Origin of the sequence: Mesorhizobium temperatum (assembly GCF_002284575.1) — a bacterium.
In the GTDB taxonomy this organism is placed as follows: domain Bacteria; phylum Pseudomonadota; class Alphaproteobacteria; order Rhizobiales; family Rhizobiaceae; genus Mesorhizobium; species Mesorhizobium temperatum.
In genome coordinates, this window is the sequence record NZ_NPKJ01000037.1 from 56,877 (window position 1) to 74,032 (window position 17,156).

The 17,156-nt window shown below is 59.6% G+C and carries 14 protein-coding genes and 7 pseudogenes; 15 read left to right on the top strand and 6 right to left on the bottom strand.

The features are described 5' to 3' along the window. Window positions 1-4: 4 nt before the first annotated feature. Window positions 5-940, bottom strand: a complete 936-nt coding sequence (locus CIT26_RS10320; protein ID WP_095492481.1) for a LysR family transcriptional regulator — start codon at window positions 938-940, stop codon at window positions 5-7. Window positions 941-1,059: 119 nt separating this feature from the next. On the opposite strand from CIT26_RS10320, the pseudogene CIT26_RS38675 reads away from it, so the two are divergent. Together CIT26_RS38675 and CIT26_RS38680 are read left to right on the top strand one after the other, a co-directional pair. After that, window positions 1,060-1,323 (top strand): annotated as a pseudogene (locus CIT26_RS38675) (GNAT family protein); the annotation flags it as partial. Further along, window positions 1,309-1,521 (top strand): annotated as a pseudogene (locus CIT26_RS38680) (polysaccharide deacetylase family protein); the annotation flags it as partial. The pseudogenes CIT26_RS38675 and CIT26_RS38680, both read left to right, overlap by 15 nt. 26 nt (window positions 1,522-1,547) lie before the next feature. On the opposite strand, the pseudogene CIT26_RS38685 reads toward CIT26_RS38680, so the two are convergent. Further along, window positions 1,548-1,649, bottom strand: a pseudogene (locus CIT26_RS38685) (hypothetical protein); the annotation flags it as partial. Here CIT26_RS38685 and CIT26_RS10330 point away from each other — a divergent pair. Together CIT26_RS10330 and CIT26_RS10335 are read left to right on the top strand one after the other, a co-directional pair. Then, window positions 1,614-1,859: an acyl carrier protein gene (locus tag CIT26_RS10330; RefSeq protein ID WP_425350339.1), complete on the top strand. Its 246-nt coding sequence runs from the start codon at window positions 1,614-1,616 to the stop codon at window positions 1,857-1,859. The pseudogene CIT26_RS38685 and the gene CIT26_RS10330 overlap by 36 nt on opposite strands. Next, entirely contained in the window at window positions 1,860-3,065 is a 1,206-nt protein-coding gene (locus tag CIT26_RS10335; RefSeq protein WP_095492484.1) for a beta-ketoacyl-[acyl-carrier-protein] synthase family protein, read from the top strand. Here the strand turns inward: CIT26_RS10335 and CIT26_RS37050 are convergent. Next, window positions 3,052-3,194: pseudogene (locus CIT26_RS37050) on the bottom strand (LysR family transcriptional regulator); the annotation flags it as partial. The gene CIT26_RS10335 and the pseudogene CIT26_RS37050 sit on opposite strands and share 14 nt — an antisense overlap. Before the next feature lie 1,094 nt (window positions 3,195-4,288). Further along, window positions 4,289-5,236, bottom strand: a complete 948-nt coding sequence (locus tag CIT26_RS10350) for a LysR family transcriptional regulator (RefSeq protein ID WP_095492485.1) — start codon at window positions 5,234-5,236, stop codon at window positions 4,289-4,291. Window positions 5,237-5,396: 160 nt separating this feature from the next. On the opposite strand from CIT26_RS10350, the pseudogene CIT26_RS37500 reads away from it, so the two are divergent. Beyond that, a pseudogene (locus tag CIT26_RS37500) lies at window positions 5,397-5,816 on the top strand (polysaccharide deacetylase family protein); the annotation flags it as partial. A gap of 26 nt (window positions 5,817-5,842) precedes the next feature. Here CIT26_RS37500 and CIT26_RS38690 read toward each other — a convergent pair. Then, a pseudogene (locus CIT26_RS38690) lies at window positions 5,843-5,944 on the bottom strand (hypothetical protein); the annotation flags it as partial. On the opposite strand from CIT26_RS38690, the gene CIT26_RS10360 reads away from it, so the two are divergent. Beyond that, complete coding sequence (locus CIT26_RS10360) at window positions 5,909-6,154, top strand: acyl carrier protein (protein WP_425350340.1); 246 nt, start codon at window positions 5,909-5,911, stop codon at window positions 6,152-6,154. The pseudogene CIT26_RS38690 and the gene CIT26_RS10360 sit on opposite strands and share 36 nt — an antisense overlap. Further along, on the top strand, window positions 6,155-7,363 hold the full coding sequence (locus CIT26_RS10365) for a beta-ketoacyl-[acyl-carrier-protein] synthase family protein (RefSeq protein WP_095492488.1): 1,209 nt from the start codon (window positions 6,155-6,157) through the stop codon (window positions 7,361-7,363). A gap of 693 nt (window positions 7,364-8,056) precedes the next feature. On the opposite strand, the gene CIT26_RS10370 is transcribed toward CIT26_RS10365, so the two are convergent. Then, window positions 8,057-9,001 carry a LysR family transcriptional regulator gene (locus CIT26_RS10370; RefSeq protein WP_095492489.1) on the bottom strand — a complete coding sequence of 315 codons (945 nt, stop codon included), beginning with the start codon at window positions 8,999-9,001 and terminating at the stop codon, window positions 8,057-8,059. Between the two features lie 305 nt (window positions 9,002-9,306). On the opposite strand from CIT26_RS10370, the gene CIT26_RS10375 reads away from it, so the two are divergent. The 8 genes and pseudogenes from CIT26_RS10375 (at window position 9,307) to CIT26_RS10410 (ending at window position 16,809) form a co-directional block, all read left to right on the top strand. Beyond that, the gene (locus CIT26_RS10375) at window positions 9,307-9,897 is read left to right on the top strand and encodes a NodA family N-acyltransferase (protein ID WP_095492490.1); all 591 of its coding nucleotides are present in this window, start codon (window positions 9,307-9,309) and stop codon (window positions 9,895-9,897) included. Then, window positions 9,894-10,550: a chitooligosaccharide deacetylase NodB gene (nodB, locus tag CIT26_RS10380; protein WP_095492491.1), complete on the top strand. Its 657-nt coding sequence runs from the start codon at window positions 9,894-9,896 to the stop codon at window positions 10,548-10,550. The genes CIT26_RS10375 and nodB overlap by 4 nt, the downstream gene beginning before the upstream one ends. 15 nt (window positions 10,551-10,565) lie before the next feature. After that, a complete protein-coding gene (gene nodC / locus CIT26_RS10385) occupies window positions 10,566-11,849 on the top strand; it encodes a chitooligosaccharide synthase NodC (protein ID WP_095492492.1) in 1,284 nt (427 codons plus the stop codon). Next, window positions 11,839-12,002, top strand: a pseudogene (locus tag CIT26_RS10390) (SAM-dependent methyltransferase); the annotation flags it as partial. The gene nodC and the pseudogene CIT26_RS10390, both read left to right, overlap by 11 nt. 81 nt (window positions 12,003-12,083) lie before the next feature. Beyond that, window positions 12,084-12,998 (top strand): nodulation factor ABC transporter ATP-binding protein NodI, encoded by a 915-nt coding sequence (gene nodI / locus CIT26_RS10395; protein ID WP_095492493.1) that lies wholly within the window; start codon window positions 12,084-12,086, stop codon window positions 12,996-12,998. 3 nt (window positions 12,999-13,001) lie between these two features. Beyond that, window positions 13,002-13,790, top strand: coding sequence for an ABC transporter permease (locus tag CIT26_RS10400; protein WP_095492494.1), 789 nt, complete (start codon window positions 13,002-13,004; stop codon window positions 13,788-13,790). Between the two features lie 374 nt (window positions 13,791-14,164). Further along, window positions 14,165-15,181, top strand: coding sequence for a nodulation protein NodZ (locus tag CIT26_RS10405; RefSeq protein ID WP_425350338.1), 1,017 nt, complete (start codon window positions 14,165-14,167; stop codon window positions 15,179-15,181). Window positions 15,182-15,993: 812 nt separating this feature from the next. Beyond that, window positions 15,994-16,809: a calcium-binding protein gene (locus tag CIT26_RS10410; protein WP_095492496.1), complete on the top strand. Its 816-nt coding sequence runs from the start codon at window positions 15,994-15,996 to the stop codon at window positions 16,807-16,809. Window positions 16,810-17,156 lie beyond the last annotated feature (347 nt).

Genomic DNA, 17,156 nt, shown 5'->3' on the forward strand with positions numbered 1-17,156 from the left:
AGATTTAGGGGCGCCCGCGACGTCCCGAGGTCGTAGCCGTGCGGGACGCCTCCTGCAACATTATCTCCCGCATCCAGATGCTTGCCGGATCACTATTGTGAAGGGCCGGCCATTGGACGGCCTCGGTAAATGCGGGAAGTGGCAGCGGAAGGTCGACGATCTGCAGGGGGAACGTTTTTTCGAAATGCTTGACCAGCCGGAAGGGCATGGTCGCTATACGAGCTGTGCCTGAGACCATAGGCGGGATCATGCTAAATGCCTGCACGACGACCTCGACACGTCTCTTAAGACCATGCTCAATCAAAAACCATTCCTCGATGGAGGGCTTCTGCGTACGCCCGAACTTGACCGCAACGTGCCTCATAGACATGTATCTCTCGAACGTAAGCTGCCGTGGTAGCTGTTTGTTCATGGCGCAGCCTACGCACACGAGCGTCTCGTCGAACAGCGGCATTCTTGGATGCGCGCTCGACATGAACAATTCCGGAAGAATTAGAAAATCGACGTCACCGCGTCGGAGAAGCTCATCAGGGTCGTCGTCGAGCGGCAGCAATTCGAAGGTGACGGCGGGTGCTTCCCTTGCAACACGCTCGACGATCTTTTCAAAAAACACGAGTGTGACGAAATCGGAAACAATGATCCTGAAGCGGCGGTCAGATTGAGCCGGGTTAAACGGATCCCAAGAAATAATCGAGCACTGGATGTGCAGGAGAGCGTCGCGAACTGCGGGGGCGAGTGTTTCCGCACGCGGTGTCAGAATACGTTCGCGGCCGCTCATGGTAAATAGTTCATCGTGGAAAAAGTCACGCAGCCGGGCGACGGCCGCACTCATGGCCGGCTGACTTAGGTTGATGCGGCGTGCCGCCGCCGTGAGGCCGCGCTCGCTCAGCAGCGCGTCGAGCACGACGAGAAGATTCAGATCGAGCCCTTTGAAACGCATGTCTTCAGCTATCTATAGCGTGAATGCGTTTCATCGAAACAAACGATTTTATCAATCTTCCTGAATCCTACATTGACAACAGCATCTGACGCGCACCGATCACCCACTGCCTCTATCGCGTGACGAGTGCGTTAAAAAGAGCCCGAAAGGAGAAATCTTTCCATGCGCTCCGACGTGCGTGGAGGTTGTGCTGGGAAAATGAGTTGCAACTGGCCGACCATGTCGAACTCTCCGACTTCTTCCGAAAGACCTATGGACGGACTGGCGCGTTCAACGCGAAGCCATTCGAAGGCGGCCGTAGTTGGGCCGGTGCGAGGCCGGAAGTCCGCGCAATCGGCTACGACGCGCACGGCGTAGCGGCTCACATTGGCATACTGCGCCGCTCATCATGGTTATCGAGGTCGGACGACGGTCCCAATCCACTTTGCACACCAGAGATCCTCGATGTGCTGGCGCAACATCGGGTGCCGGCGACGTTCTTCGTCATCGGGGCGTACGCCGCAGACCAGCCCGAACTCATCCGGCCTCCACAAGCAGTTGGTCTTTGTGAGTCGCACAAGCTTGGTGAGGGGCAATTTTCGCAACACGGCGCGGCTCAGGCATTGAGTCACGTCGCAAACGCAAGCTGGAAAGGAACAAGATGGCTGATCAACTGACCAACGAAATAATCGCAATGATCAAGAAGCGCGCCGCGGCGGAGGGCGGCAACATAGCCCCTGCCTCGGGCGGCGAGATAACGGCTGCCACGGGACTGACTTCGCTCGGTATCGATTCACTGGGATTGGCGGACGTTCTCTGGGACCTGGAGCAGGCCTACGGCATCAAGATCGAGATGAATACGTCCGAGGCCTGGTCGGATCTCCAGAATGTCGGCGACATGGTGGAAGCCGTGCGCGGCTTGCTCGCCAAGGGGGTGTGAATGGACAGGCGCGTCGTGATTACTGGGATCGGCGGGCTTTGCGGGCTTGGGACCGACGCCGCCGCCATTTGGAGAGAGATGCGCGAAGGCCGCTCCGCCATCGGCCCAATCGTCAACTCCGAGCTCCATGAATTGAGGGTCAGGATCGGTGCCGAGATCAAGGCGCTGCCGGAGCATGACATCGACGGCAAGCAGCTCGCCTCCATGGACCGCTTCAGCCTGCTCGCTGTGCTTGCGGCGCGCGAAGCCATGCGTCAGGCCGGACTTTCCTCCAAAGAAGGAAATACCTATCGCTTCGGTGCGACGGTGGGCGTTGGCGGCTGCGGCTGGGATGCGATCGAGCAAACCTACCGCGCCATGCTTCTGGGTGGTAAGCGTGCCGCCCTCTTGACCGTACCCAAGGCGATGCCGGGCGCCGCTGCCGGCCAGGTCAGCATGAGTCTCGGCCTGCGCGGGCCGGTCTTCGGCGTCACGTCCGCCTGTTCCTCGGCAAACCATGCGATTGCCTCCGCGGTGGACCAGATCAGGCTCGGCCGGGCCGACGTGATGCTTGCCGGCGGCAGCGAAGCGCCGCTCATATGGGGTGTGCTGAAGGCATGGGAATCGATCCGCGTGCTTTCGCCCGATACTTGCCGGCCATTCTCGGCCGACCGCCAGGGCCTGTCGCTTGGTGAAGGCGCCGGCATGGCGGTGCTGGAAAGCTACGAGCATGCCATGGCTCGGGGCGCCACCATCCTTGCCGAAATTGCCGGTGCCGGCCTTTCCGCCGATGCCTCAGACATCGTCTGCCCGACTGTCGAGGGGCCGGAGGCAGCAATGCGCGCCTGCCTTGCCGATGCCGGGCTGAATGCCGAGGATGTCGACTATCTCAACGCGCACGGCACCGGCACCAAGGCCAACGACCAGATCGAGACGGCGGCGATCAAGCGCGTCTTCGGTCAGCACGCCTATTCAATGTCCATCTCTTCTACCAAGTCCATGCACGCGCATTGCCTCGGCGCGTCCGGCGCGCTCGAGTTGATCGCCTGCGTGATGGCTATCCGCGAGAGCGTCGTGCCGCCGACTGCCAATTATCGTGAGCTGGACCCCGATTGCGATCTCGACGTCACGCCCAATGTGCCACGCGAGCGCAAGGTGCGCGTGGCACTGAGCAACTCCTTCGCCTTTGGCGGCACGAACGCGGTCCTGGCGTTCAGGCAGGTGTAGAAGCCATGAGAGATGCCTCCTGTAACATTATCTCCCGCATCCAGATGCTTGCCGGATCACTATTGTGAAGGGCGGGTCATTGGCCGCCTCGGCGAATGCGGGAAGTGGCAGCGGAAGGTCGACGATCCGCGGGGTATCGACTTTGCGAAATTCTTAACTGTTGAAACGGCGTGGACGTACCGCCGCCCCGTAAAAGGTAAGCGAGGCCCTGCGGGCTCGGCTTGAGGGTCTGTCTAAAGCTGTACGCGACAATGTCTGGAAGCCGCAGGGTCGGCTCTGCGCCCGCTATAGTCGCCTGAGTGCTGCCGGCAAGAAGCCACCGGTGGTCATGGCCGAGATCGTGCATGAGATGGCCCCTTCTTGTGGGCCATCGGGCGAGAGGTTTCACCACCATAGCGGTCTCGAGCCAACGTGCGGCACAGCGCCGGGGCGGAGCCACGGTGGGGAACTCCCGTCGGTGGTTATGTGGCCGAGTCAGTTCGCGCGGGGCCCTCTCCGATAGTGTTAGAAGGGTCAGCCAGAAACTGCGACGAGAGAAGAGCGACCGCTCTGAAGGTGAGTTGCGTGCGTCAAGTTCTGCAAAAGCGTCATGGTGGGAGCGGGTATCCCTTTGTTCGACGGCGGCGACCATCCTTCGTCCCGACCTCACGGCATTGCGGCGAGCGGCGCGCGCAGCGCGGTCAAGGTTGGCCGCAGGCCAGCGCCGAAGGCGGCGCAACACGCGGCCTTGACGGCGCGAGCACGACGCTCACGCTGGGCCTGTGAGGAACGAAGCGGTTCAGGCCGCCTGTCGCAGCTCCTCCTTCTTGTGTTCGCGCAAATGCTCCATGTTGAGATAGCGGGTGCCTTCCAGCCGGTTCTCGACGGAGCTGTTCGAGCGCTAGCAGCGCTCGAAGAAAGCGTTGGTATCGGCGTTGGTGGAGAGTGCAATGCGAGGCGAAGGCGATCACCGAGGAGCTGTTCGGCCACTCTTCTAGGCCTCGGCGGTGAACGAGGAGTCTGCGCGGCGAACGCGCGCCGACGTCAATGCCAGGCCATTTTGCTGAACTTGTCGTACAACTCCCGCTCCTAGACCAAGGATAGCCCCGAGCTGAAGGCACGGCGGTACCCAACCCGCGGATGTGAGTCTGATCAACCGTCGTTCTGAGCTCCACTTCTCGCCCCGTGCAGCTTCAGCCGATCCGACCGCTCGCAACACCTGCCGAGCAGCCGATCTCTCGACCTCAGTCTTGATGCGTGCGACGTCCCGGGGTCTTGCGTGGAGTAGCCATGCGGGACGCCTCCTGCAACATTATCTCCCGCATCCAGATGCTTGCCGGATCACTATTGTGAAGGGTCGGCCATTGGAGGGTCTCGGTAAATCCGGGAAGTGGCAGCGGAAGTTCGACGATCTGCAGGGGGAACGTTTTTTCGAAATGCTTGACCAGCCGCAAGGGCATGGTCGCTATACGATCTGTGCCTGACACCATCGGCGGGATCATGCTGAAGCCCTGCACCGCGACCTCGACACGTCTCTTAAGACCATGCTCAAGCAAAAACCATTCCTCGATGGAGGGCTTCAGCATACGCCCGAACTTGACCACGACGTGCTTCATTGACATGTATCTCTCGAACGTAAGCTGCCGTGGCAGCTGCTTGTTCGTGGCGCAGCCCACGCACACGAGCGTCTCGTCGAACAGCGCCACTCTTGAATGCGCGCTCGACTTGAACAAATCCGGAAGAATTAGAAAATCGACGTCACCGCGCCGGAGAAGCTCATCGGGGGTGTCGTCGATAGGCAGCAATTCGAAGCTGACGGCGGGTGCTTCCCGTGCGACACGCTCGACGACCTTTTCAAAAAACACGAGTGTGATGAAATCGGAAACAAGGATCCTGAAGCGGCGGTCGGATTGAGCCGGGTTAAACGGATCCCAAGAAATAATCGAGCTCTGGATGCGCAGCAGTGCTTCGCGAACTGCGGGGGCGAGTGCTTCCGCACGCGGTGTCAGAATACGTTCGCGGCCGCTCATCGAAAATAGTTCATCGTGGAAAAAGTCACGCAGCCGGGCGACGGCCGCACTCATGGCCGGCTGACTTAGGTTGATGCGGCGTGCCGCCGCCGTGAGGCCGCGCTCGCTCAGCAGCGCGTCGAGCACGACGAGAAGGTTCAGATCAAGCCCTTTGAAACGCATGTCTTAGCTATCCATAGCGTGGATGCGTTTCATCGACAGAAACGATTTTATCAATCTCCCGGAATCTTGCATGGACAAAAGCACCTGACGCGCACCGATCACCCACTGCCTCTATCGCGTGACGAGTGCGTTAAAAAGAGCCCGAAAGAGAAATCTTTCCATGCGCTCTGACGTGCGGTGGAGGTTGTGCTGGGAAAATGAGTTGCAACTGGCCGACCATGTCGAACTCTCCGACTTCTTCCGAAAGACAAATGGACGGACTGGCGCGTTCAACGCGAAGCCATTCGAAGGCGGCCGTAGTTGGGCCGGTGCGAGGCCGGAATTCCGCGCAATCGGCTACGACGCGCACGGCGTAGCCGCTCACATTGGCATACTGCGCCGCTCATCATGGTTATCGAGGTCGGACGACGGTCCCAATCCACTTTGCACACCAGAGATCCTCGATGTGCTGGCGCAACATCGGGTGCCGGCGACGTTCTTCGTCATCGGGGCGTACGCCGCAGACCAGCCCGAACTCATCCGGCCTCCACAAGCAGTTGGTCTTTGTGAGTCGCACAAGCTTGGTGAGGGGCAATTTTCGCAACACGGCGCGGCTCAGGCATTGAGTCACGTCGCAAACGCAAGCTGGAAAGGAACAAGATGGCTGATCAACTGACCAACGAAATAATCGCAATGATCAAGAAGCGCGCCGCGGCGGAGGGTGGCAACATAGCGCCTGCCTCGGGCGGCGAGATAACGACTGCCACGGGACTGACTTCTCTCGGCATCGATTCACTGGGATTGGCGGACGTGCTCTGGGACCTGGAGCAGGCCTACGGCATCAAGATCGAGATGAACACGGCCGAGGCCTGGTCGGATCTCCAGAATGTCGGCGACATGGTGGAAGCCGTCCGCGGCTTGCTCACTAAGGAGGCTTGAATGGACAGGCGCGTCGTCATCACCGGAATGGGCGGGCTCTGCGGGCTGGGCACTGACGCCGCCTCCATCTGGACGGGGATGCGCGAAGGCCGCTCCGCCATCGGCCCGATCGTCAATTCAGAGCTTCATGAGCTGAAGGGTACAATCGGCGCTGAGATCAAGGCGCTGCCGGAGCACGACATCGACCGCGGGCGGCTCGTCTCCATGGGCCGCTTCAGCTTGCTCGCCGTGCTTGCAGCGCACGAAGCCATGCGACAGGCCGGACTTTCCTGCGATGAAGGAAATGCCGCTCGCTTCGGCGCGACAGTGGGCGTCGGTGTCTGCGGCTGGGACGCAATCGAGGAAAACTACCGCGCCATCCTTTTGGGCGGCGCGACCCGTGCTGAGATCTTCACTGGACTAAAGGTGATGCCAAGCGCCGCTGCCACCCAGATCAGCTTGAGCTTCGGGCTGCGCGGGCCAGTACTCGGCATCACCTCCGCCTGTGCCTCCGGCAACCATGCGATCGCTTCGGCGGTGGATCAGATAAGGTACGGTCGGGCCGACGTGATGCTTGCCGGCGGAAGCGATGCGCCGCTCGTATGGGGCGTGCTGAAGTCATGGGAGGCAATGCGCGTGCTGGCTCCCGATACCTGCCGGCCCTTCTCCGCCGATAGGAAGGGCGTGGTGCTGGGCGAGGGTGCGGGCATGGCCGTTTTGGAAAGCTATGAGCATGCTGCTGCTCGCGGTGCAGCGATCCTTGCCGAGATCGCCGGCGTCGGATTTTCCGCCGATGCCTTCCACATCGCCGCGCCGGCGGTCCATGGGCCGGAGGCGGCGATGGGCGCCTGCCTTGCCGATGCCGGGCTGAATCCCGAGGACGTGGACTACCTCAACGCGCACGGCACCGGCACCAAGGCCAACGATCAGATCGAATCGGCAGCCATCAAGCGCGTCTTCGGTGACCATGCGTATTCGATGTCCGTCTCTTCCACCAAGTCCACCCATGCGCATTGCCTCGGCGCAGCTAGCGCGATCGAAATGATCGCCTGCGTGATGGCGATCCGCGAGGGCGTCGTGCCGCCGACGGCCAATTATCGTGAGCCAGACCCCGATTGCGATCTCGATATCACCCCCAATGTGCCGCGCGAGCGCAAGGTGCAGGTGGCACTGAGCAACGCCTTCGCCATGGGCGGCCTGAACGCAGTTCTGGCATTCAGGCAGGTGTAGCCATGCGAGATGCCGCTTCTAACATTTCTCTCGGATCCAGATGCTTGCCGGATCACTATTGTGAATGGTGGGCTATTGGACCGCCCCGGTAATGCGGGAAGTGGCAGCGAAAGCTGGACAATCCGCAAGTGCCTCGTCTTTGCGAAATTCTTAACTGTTGAAGCTGCTTGGACGTACTGCTGCCCCTCAAGGTAAGCGAGCCCTGCGGGTTTGGCTCGAGGGTCTAAAGCTTTACGCGACTATGTCGGGAGGGCCCAGGCCCGGCCGTAGGACCGCCGTAGCTGCGCCAAGAAGCCACCGATGGTCCTGGCCCAAGATCGTGCATGAGATGGCCCCTCATTGTGGGCGATCGGGCGAGAGGTTTCACCATCACAGCGGTCTCAAGCCAACGTGCGGCACAGCGCCCGGGGGCGGAGCCACGGTGGGGAACTCCCGTCGGTGGTTATGTGGCCGAGTCAGTCCGCCCGGCGCCCGTTCCGAACAACTCCCGCTCCTAGACCAAGGCCCGAGCTGAAGACACGGAAGGCGGTACCCAACCGCGGATGAGAGTCTGATCAACCGTCGTTCTGAACTCCACTTCTCGCCCCGTGCAGCTTCAGCCGATCCGACTGCTCGCAACACCTGCCGAGCAGCCGATCTCTCGCCTCAGTCTTGATAGGGAACATGAGAGTCGGCGTGAGGCGCTGAGTAAATCTAGGAGCGCGTGCGACGTCCCGGGGTCTTGCTTGGAGTAGCCATGCGGGACGCCTCCTGCAACATTATCTCCCGGATCCAGATGCTTGCCGGATCGCTGTTGTGAAGGGCCGGCCATTGGAGGGTCTCGGTAAATCCGGGAAGTGGCAGCGGAAGTTCGACGATCCGCAGGGGGAACGTTTTTTCGAAATGCTTGACCAGCCGCAAGGGCATGGTCGCTATACGATCTGTGCCTGACACCATCGGCGGGATCATGCTGAAGCCCTGCACCGCGACCTCGACACGTCTCTTAAGACCATGCTCAAGCAAAAACCATTCCTCGATGGAGGGCTTCAGCATACGCCCGAACTTGACCACGACGTGCTTCATCGACATGTATCTCTCGAACGTAAGCTGCCGTGGCAGCTGTTTGTTCGCGGCGCAGCCTACGCACACGAGCGTTTCGTCGAACAGCGCCACTCTTGAATGCGCGCTCGACTTGAACAAATCCGGAAGAATTAGAAAATCGACGTCACCGCGCCGGAGAAGCTCATCGGGGGTGTCGTCGACAGGCAGCAATTCGAAGCTGACGGCGGGTGCTTCCCGTGCAACACGCTCGACGACCTTTTCAAAAAACACGAGTGTGACGAAATCGGAAAGAAGGATCCTGAAGCGGCGATCGGATTGAGCCGGGTTAAACGGATCCCAAGAAATAATCGAGCTCTGGATGCGCAGCAGTGCGTCGCGAACTGCGGGGGCGAGTGCTTCCGCACGCGGTGTCAGAATGCGTTCGCGGCCGCTCATCGAAAATAGTTCATCGTGGAAAAAGTCACGCAGCCGGGCGACGGCCGCACTCATGGCCGGCTGACTTAGGTTGATGCGGCGTGCCGCCGCCGTGAGGCCGCGCTCGCTCAGCAGCGCGTCGAGCACGACGAGAAGGTTCAGATCAAGCCCTTTGAAACGCATGTCTTAGCTATCCATAGCGTGGATGCATTTCATCGAAACAAACGATTTTATCAATTTTTCAGAACGTCGCATAGGGAGAATTCAAGGAAGTCCTAAAGGAAGTTTTTCAATGTTTGCGTTGGCTCCGAGGAGCATTTTCTGGTGTACGCCTTCCGGCGTGCGCCGAACATCAACCGAGATCGCATGTCCATTGCGGCTAGGTTCTTCGGTGACCCGCGCAGCTACATCGCGTCGGCTCGACGCGAGAAGCTCCCCGATGCGTAGGCGCTTACCTCAAAAGATTCCAACAAATACGAGGTCTTTCCATGCACTCTGACGTGCGGTGGAGGTTGTGCTGGGAAAATGAGTTACAACTGGCCGACCATGTCGAACTCTCCGACTTCTTCCGAAAGACCTATGGACGGACTAACGCCTCCAACGCGAAGCCGTTCGAAGGCGGCCGTAGTTGGGCCGGTGCGAGACCGGAAGTCCGCGCAATCGGCTACGACGCTCACGGCATAGCGGCTCACATTGGCATACTGCGCCGCTTCATCAAGGTTGGCGAGGTCGATCTGTTAGTGGCCGAACTGGGGTTGTACGGGGTGCGTCCGGATCTTGAGGGACTCGGAATCAGCTTTTCAATGCGCTTTGTGTATCCAGTGTTGCAGCAGCTTGGGGTTCCATTCGCTTTCGGCACGGTTCGGCACGCGCTGCGGAACCATGTTGAGAGGTTCTGCCGAGGCGGTCTGGCGACCATGTTGTCGGGCATTCCCGTGCGCTCGACCCATCCAGAAGTGTATCCCGACCTGCCGCCCACCCGCCTGGAGGATGTGCTCGTCTTGGTTACGCCGATTGGACGCTCGATGAGCGAGTGGCCGTCCGGCACCCTGATTGATCGGAACGGTCCGGAGCTATGAAACATCTGGACTACATAAGCGAAATGCCGAGTGAATGGGCTAGCACCGGCCGTCGCAGCGTTTATCTGACATTTGACGACGGTCCCAATCCATTTTTCACACCGCAGATCCTCGATGTGCTGGCGCAAAATCGGGTGCCGGCGACGTTCTTCGTCATCGGCACCTACGCCGTAGAGCACCCGGATCTAATCCAACGAATGATCGCAGAAGGGCACGAGGTGGGCAACCACACGATGACTCATCCGGATCTGTGCAAATGCGGCTTCGGCGAAGTGCGCCGTGAAATCTTTGAAGCGAACGGCGCCATCATGATGGCGTGTCCACAGGCCTCGGTACGCTTCATTCGCGCGCCCTACGGCGCCTGGAGCGAAGAAGTATTCACAGCGTCAGAGATCGCCGGGCTGGCGGCGCTTCATTGGTCTGTAGACCCGCGAGACTGGTCTCGCCCCGGCACCGACGCGATTGTCGATGCAGTGGTCGCCTCTGTCCGGCCGGGTGCAATCGTGCTCCTGCACGACGGTTGCCCGCCCGACGAGTTGAGACTGAGCACTCAAGCCAGACTGCGCGACCAGACCGCCAAGGCGCTGTCCCAGCTGATTCCGGCATTAAACGCCTGCGGATATGAAATTCGCGCCCTTCCACAACATCATTGAAAATTGCGAGATCCTATGGACCTGCTTGCTACAGCCAGTACTGTCGCCGTCTCGTGCTATGCACTGCTCTCGGCTGCTTATAAAAGCATGCAGATGACTTATGCTTTGCCGATGGACCGTTCTCCGGTGTCGGATGAATTGGTTGGTTTCGACCTTCTGCCGAGCGTGGATGTCATCGTCCCCTCCTTCAACGAGGATCCGAGCGCGCTCTCAGCGTGCCTGGCGTCCATTGCAAGCCAACAATATGCCGGAAAACTGCGGGTCTATGTGGTTGATGACGGTTCTGCAAATCGCGACGTTGTCGTACCGGTACACGGTGCCTTTGCGGGCGACCCGAGATTCAACTTCATTTTGCTCGACAAGAATGTTGGCAAACGCAAAGCGCAGATCGTCGCGATACGCCGCTCATCTGGAGATTTGGTGCTCAACGTCGACTCGGACACGACACTCGCGTCCGACGTCGTCACAAAGCTTGCACTGAAGATGCAGGATCCAGCCGTCGGCGCGGCCATGGGCCAGTTGGTGGCCAGCAACCGGAGCGACACCTGGCTGACCCAGTTGATCGATATGGAGTACTGGCTGGCCTGCAATGAGGAGCGAGCGGCACAGGCTCGCTTTGGTGCCGTTATGTGCTGCTGCGGCCCATGTGCGATGTACCGTCGTTCCGCACTCCTTTTGCTGCTGGATCAGTACGAGACGCAACTGTTTCGGGGGAAGCCAAGCGACTTCGGTGAGGATCGCCATCTCACGATCCTCATGCTGAAAGCAGGGCTTCGAACCGAATACGTTCCCGACGCCATCGCCGCAACGATCGTTCCGGATCGGCTAGGGCCGTATCTGCGCCAACAACTCCGCTGGGCGCGGAGCACATTTCGGGACACGTTGCTTGCGCTGCGCCTATTGCCAAGCCTCGATCGCTATCTAACGCTGGATGTGGTCGGACAGAATCTCGGCCCGCTGTTGCTCGCCCTGTCGGTACTGGCTGGACTCGCGCAGCTCGCACTGACAGCCACAGTGCCTTGGTCGGCAGTCCTGATGATTGCATCCATGACCATCATTCGGTGCAGCGTGGCAGCGTTTCGTGCCCGCCAACTTCGATTTCTCGGTTTTTCTCTACACACATTCATCAACGTCTTTCTCTTACTCCCCCTGAAAGCCTATGCGTTGTGCACATTGAGCAACAGCGATTGGCTGTCGCGCAAGGCGGCCACCCTACCCAATGGAGGGGAAAAGCAGATCGTCATCAAAAACCCGATCGCCGGGTTGGTGGAGTCTGAGAGCGTTTTCAGTGGCGACTGATAGTGTACTGCGTAGGGCACAAGTCGTGACCTGGACAATATTTCAATTGTTAGAACGGGAAGTGGCCGCAGACGATCCGTGGCGGCTCGACGGCAATCCGTAGAGCGGGACCGTCTCACACAAATGCTCCGGCTGTCGCTTTCCCAAGGGCCGTCACCGCGAAGGCCTGCTGTCCAGAACGCTCGCAAGTGAGCTCCCGCCGGCTGAACGGCTCCTTTCAGCAGAGATGAACGCATGTCCAACGTAGCAATCGACCTTAACGGCGTGACGAAGTCATTTGGCAATAAGGTCATTGTGAACGAGCTGTCGTTCACCGTTGCGTCGGGAGAGTGTTTCGGCCTGCTGGGGCCGAACGGTGCGGGCAAAAGCACGATTGCGCGTATGGTCCTCGGCATGACACGGCCTGACGCCGGTAAGATCACGGTGCTCGGAGTGCCAGTGCCGGCACGGGCTCGCTTGGCACGCCAGGGCATCGGCGTGGTTCCGCAGTTCGACAACCTTGACCTGGAATTCACGGTACGCGAGAACCTGTTGGTGTTCGGCCGCTACTTCGGCATGAGCACACGCAAGATCAAAGCGGTCATCCCATCGCTCCTCGAGTTCGCCCGTCTTGAGAGCAAGGCGGATGCACGTGTCGCCGAACTATCGGGCGGCATGAAGCGGCGCCTGACGCTGGCACGTGCGCTGATCAACGATCCCCTGCTACTCGTAATGGACGAGCCGACTACGGGCCTCGACCCGCACGCGCGACACCTGATCTGGGAGCGCCTGCGGTTCCTGCTGGCGCGCGGCAAGACGATTATTTTGACGACCCACTTTATGGAAGAGGCTGAGCGGTTGTGCGATCGGCTGTGCGTTCTCGAGCATGGACGCAACATTGCCGAAGGCAGCCCTCATGCCCTGATTGACGAACATATCGGGTGTCACGTGATCGAGATCTTCGGCGGCAATCCACAGGAGCTGAGTTCGCTGATCAGGCCATACGTTCAGCGCATCGAGGTGAGCGGCGAGACGCTCTTTTGCTATGCGCCCGATCCGGAGCAGGTGCGCGTGCAACTGCGCGGGCGCGCCGGTCTGCGTCTTCTGGAGCGTCCACCTAATCTTGAGGACGTTTTCTTGCGGCTGACCGGACGCGAGATGGAGAAGTGAACGATGGGTGAAGATTTTGCAGCGGCTCTACCCGCCAACGCGTGGAACTGGGTTGCGGTATGGCGCCGCAACTATCTATCGTGGAAGAAGATCGCACTTGCGTCAATGCTCGGTAACCTCGCCGATCCTTTGATCTATCTTTTCGGACTTGGTACTGGCCTCGGAATGATGGTAGGTCGGGTTGAAGATGCGTCCTACGTTGCTTTTTTGGCAGCCGGAATGGTCGCGACGAGCGCCATGACCGCGTCGACCTTCGAAACAATTTATGCAGCTTACCCTCGCATGCACGAACAGCGCATCTGGGAAGCAATCCTGTACACACAACTTACCCTCGGCGACATCGTTCTCGGTGAATTGGCGTGGGCAGCCACCAAGGCCTTTTTGGCCGGCACGGCAATTGCGATCGTCGCCGCCGTGGTGGGCTATGCGGCGTGGCCGTCCCTGCTATATGTGCTACCAGCCATCGCGCTCACTGGGTTCGCCTTTGCGAGCCTGGCGATGGTCGTCACCGCGCTTGCGCCCAGTTACCAGTATTTTGTATTCTACCAGTCGCTCTTCCTCACACCCATGCTGTTCCTGTCAGGCGCGGTCTTCCCGGTCACCCAATTGTCAGACACCTTTCAGCAGGTAGCGCACTTTTTGCCGCTGGCACATTCGATCGACCTTATTCGTCCGGAAATGCTTGATCGCCCGGCTGGCGGCATCGCCCTGCATATCGGTGCGCTTTGCCTGTACGCGGTGTTGCCGTTCTTCCTCTCGATGGTGCTGCTTCGCCGGCGCCTAATGCGTTGAGATAACTTCCAAGAGAAGGAGATCCGTGATGCAGTGCCACGAAATTCGCGCGAAGGCGCATGATCATCCGGCCAAAGTTGGCCATTCGCCGCAAGCACCTCAAAGACACTATCTCCGTGTTGCAGCTGACGTACGACATTTCCAGCAGGAAAGTCAGCCTGTCACGGGAGGTTCGATGTCTCCCAATCAAGATCTCAGGTTATGGGACGCCGGATTGACCATGGGCTGATCTCATTAGCTGATTCAGACGAACCCTACGAGAATTGGTAGAGGCGGTGATATCTGACTGGCGTTCGCAGGGGCGAGCGGCATTGCAGCCCGGTCAGGTCGAACGGTCTTGAGACAGGCCAATTTGGACTTTCTTGTCACGATAAATGGAGAACGAGATGCTAGGACCGCGATCACTGATGATTGGATCGGGCGAGGATCGGTTCGTTGTTTCGCGACGGCGTACCGGTTTCGGTGATTGCTTGTGGTCTCTGGCAGCAGCTTGGTCCTACGCTAAGCGGACGGGGCGGACGCTAGCCATAGATTGGCGTGGCTCCTGTTATCTCGATCAACCCTTCACCAATGCCTTTCCGGTGTTCTTCGAGCCAATTCAAGACATCGCTGGCGTACCGGTTATTTGCGATGACCAGGTCAACCAGCTCTCATTCCCTGGGCCTTTCTTCCCGCCGTGGTGGAATAAGCCATCGATCGACTGCGTTTGCCGCCCAGATGAACAGATTTTCCGAGAACGTGACGAGCTGAGAGAGCTTTTCGAGGCCCAAGATGATACTGCAGCCAACACAGTAGTGTGTGATGCTTGCTTGATGTGGCGTTGCGATATGGATGCCGAACGACAGATTTTTCGGAGTATCAAACCGAGGCCTGAAATTGAAGCTCGGATTGACGCCATCTACCAGGAGCACTTTAAGGAGCACAGCATAATCGGGGTGCATGTCCGGCACGGCAATGGCGAAGATATAATGGAGCACGCTCCCTACTGGGCTGATCCGGAACTCGCCTTCCGGCAGGTATGCACGGCCATTCGTAAGGCTAAAGCGCTACCGCATCCAAAACCTGTGAGGGTGTTCTTGTGTACTGACAGTGAGCAGGTGCGTCATTACTTGTCGGGCGTGTTTCCCGATCTTTTCACTATTCCAAAACACTTCCAGGCGGATCGGGCCGGGCCATTACACAGCGCAGCACTGGGCGTTGACGGCGGTTTTTCTGCTCTCGTCGAGATGTACCTCCTCGGGCGATGCGATACCGTGGTTCGCTTCCCGCCGACTAGCGCCTTCTCGCGCTATGCCCGCCTCGTCGTGCCACGTATTATTGAATTCGATTTGAACGATCCGGGTGGTTTGAGGTTTATTGACAACTCGTCCGAAGATCTCCCGACTTTGTGAAAGTGCTGGCACTCTCGTGAATCTGGTCCTGACGGGTAGACGCCCCTATCCTGCACCATTCAAATCTGGCATCGCCGCCGCGAGAGGTGCGTGAAGCCCTCATATACCGGCGAACGGCCCGGTTCGCCCCAAATAAGGCCGCTAGCACACGCCAGGGAACGTCATCGTCGGCATATTGCGGACGGCGACCGGCGTGGGACCGCGCGCGACCTGCCACGACGTTGAAGGCGGCCGGACTCCGGGTTCAGGGCGCCGACCGGCGCGGCCGGAACGCACCATGTTCGCATTGGCTCGCCTTATCCAAATTCAGGACGGAGGCGCCACCCGCCAAGTCCACTGCATGACGCAGATGATCTGAAACGCGCTCAGCTGCCTGCCTGTCCGCAGCCCGGCGAAATCCCCCGGGATGGGGTTCCGGGTAATGCCGTGGTCAGGACTGTCGCCGACCCGAGTCGACGCGCCTATGAGATGGGCACATCGATATTGCGCGGAACCAGCATCATGGTTGGCAGCTTGTGCATGGAGCCCTGGGCCATCTCACAGGAAGGCTGCGGCGTAAAAATGCGCAGCGCGACTCGGAATTTCCACGCCCGGCTGACGCGTCGAATCCTCAGATCCGAATTGCCCCGGGCGAACAGCGTCGCCCGCCGTCAGGGAGGCCCGCAACTGCTAAGCAGAGAGGCGAAGTGCACGTGAACGCATCCATTCCGTAAATGTGTTCCATCAAAGCAAACGATTACTCTGATGACCCGATAACGAATATGAAGGCGCGCCAGCTGGCGTGGTGGGCTGCATCATAAGGAGTTTTTGCGATGGTAAAGATTATCGAGGGTGGCCCGCGTTCCGAAACGCTCCTCGGCACCGAGCTTGACGAGTTGATCGGGGGTTACCAGGGCAATGACTGGATTGACGCACGTGGCGGCAACGACGAAATCTCGGCTGGCGAGGGCAGTGACCAAGCCATCGGCGGCGAGGGCAACGACCGCATCTTCGGCGAAGATGGCTGGGACCATCTCTCCGGCGACAACGGCCGCGACAAACCACGCATCGTCGGCGAGGACAATGACAAGCTCAACGGCGGTCCCGGCGAGGACGTGCTCTACGTGGGTGACGGCGAGGACACTCTGATCGGGGGCGCCGACAATGACACGTTCCTGTTCCAGTTCCACAATCCAATGTCTGGGGTCGACCCGAGGTACGCTGGGTCGAAGCCGGACATCAGCACTATCGTCGATTTCGACCGGACGGAGGATAAGTTCGCCTTCGATGCGGTGGGCCTCGACAACGACGGTTTTGGGGCGAACTTCATCAATAACGCCAGCGTACAGTCTGGCTCCCCGGTGAGCAGCTTCTACAGCGGTGCGGCCTCGGGTGCGAACGGCGAGCACGTCGTGGTGATCACTGACGAACCTTTCACCTCTGCCTCTGCCGCCGCGAGTGCGATCTCCGGCGAGGCCCCCGGCGACATCATCGTCTACCACTACAACGACGGCATCAACAGAATGGCGAATTTGGCCTATGTCACCTCCGAGAACCACGCGGAGGAGTTCGTTCACCTGAGCGGTATACACAGCTTGGCCGACCTGGCCGGCATGGGCCTGACCGCGTCGGACTTCAGCTTCGTTTGATCCGGAAAACCCGTACGGAACCCGCGCCCCGCCACCCCCGGCGGGCGCTTTCCTTTTCAGCTACTTGCGGCTGGCCGTGGCGCCCGAGAGCCGGCGCAGCGTGTAAGATTGATGAAGTCATGCGCGTGGCGCTGGTCGTACACCGAATCCTCCTTGAAGGGTCGAGGTGGTAAGGCTGTTCGGGCCCTTTCGGCCGGCGACGATGACATTGCCCTTCCAAAGCTTCAGCCGGACGGTGTTGTTGACCCGCTCCATCAATGCCGGGTTAACATAGTCGGCGGGAGCACTGATCCTGAATCAGCGAGCGGATGCGGTCGGTGTCGTAGGCCCGTTCGGCGAGCACTATC

Excerpts from the sequence above, each read along its gene's own strand:
- CIT26_RS10405 (WP_425350338.1), top strand. The coding sequence starts at position 14,165 with ATGGAGAACGAGATGCTAGGACCGCGATCACTGATGATTGGATCGGGC.
- CIT26_RS10320 (WP_095492481.1), bottom strand. The coding sequence starts at position 940 with ATGCGTTTCAAAGGGCTCGATCTGAATCTTCTCGTCGTGCTCGACGCG.
- CIT26_RS10330 (WP_425350339.1), top strand. The coding sequence starts at position 1,614 with ATGATCAAGAAGCGCGCCGCGGCGGAGGGCGGCAACATAGCCCCTGCC.
- CIT26_RS10360 (WP_425350340.1), top strand. The coding sequence starts at position 5,909 with ATGATCAAGAAGCGCGCCGCGGCGGAGGGTGGCAACATAGCGCCTGCC.
- CIT26_RS10335 (WP_095492484.1), top strand. The coding sequence starts at position 1,860 with ATGGACAGGCGCGTCGTGATTACTGGGATCGGCGGGCTTTGCGGGCTT.
- nodB (WP_095492491.1), top strand. The coding sequence starts at position 9,894 with ATGAAACATCTGGACTACATAAGCGAAATGCCGAGTGAATGGGCTAGC.
- CIT26_RS10370 (WP_095492489.1), bottom strand. The coding sequence starts at position 9,001 with ATGCGTTTCAAAGGGCTTGATCTGAACCTTCTCGTCGTGCTCGACGCG.
- nodC (WP_095492492.1), top strand. The coding sequence starts at position 10,566 with ATGGACCTGCTTGCTACAGCCAGTACTGTCGCCGTCTCGTGCTATGCA.
- CIT26_RS10400 (WP_095492494.1), top strand. The coding sequence starts at position 13,002 with ATGGGTGAAGATTTTGCAGCGGCTCTACCCGCCAACGCGTGGAACTGG.
- CIT26_RS10365 (WP_095492488.1), top strand. The coding sequence starts at position 6,155 with ATGGACAGGCGCGTCGTCATCACCGGAATGGGCGGGCTCTGCGGGCTG.
- CIT26_RS10410 (WP_095492496.1), top strand. The coding sequence starts at position 15,994 with ATGGTAAAGATTATCGAGGGTGGCCCGCGTTCCGAAACGCTCCTCGGC.
- CIT26_RS10350 (WP_095492485.1), bottom strand. The coding sequence starts at position 5,236 with ATGCGTTTCAAAGGGCTTGATCTGAACCTTCTCGTCGTGCTCGACGCG.
- CIT26_RS10375 (WP_095492490.1), top strand. The coding sequence starts at position 9,307 with ATGCACTCTGACGTGCGGTGGAGGTTGTGCTGGGAAAATGAGTTACAA.
- nodI (WP_095492493.1), top strand. The coding sequence starts at position 12,084 with ATGTCCAACGTAGCAATCGACCTTAACGGCGTGACGAAGTCATTTGGC.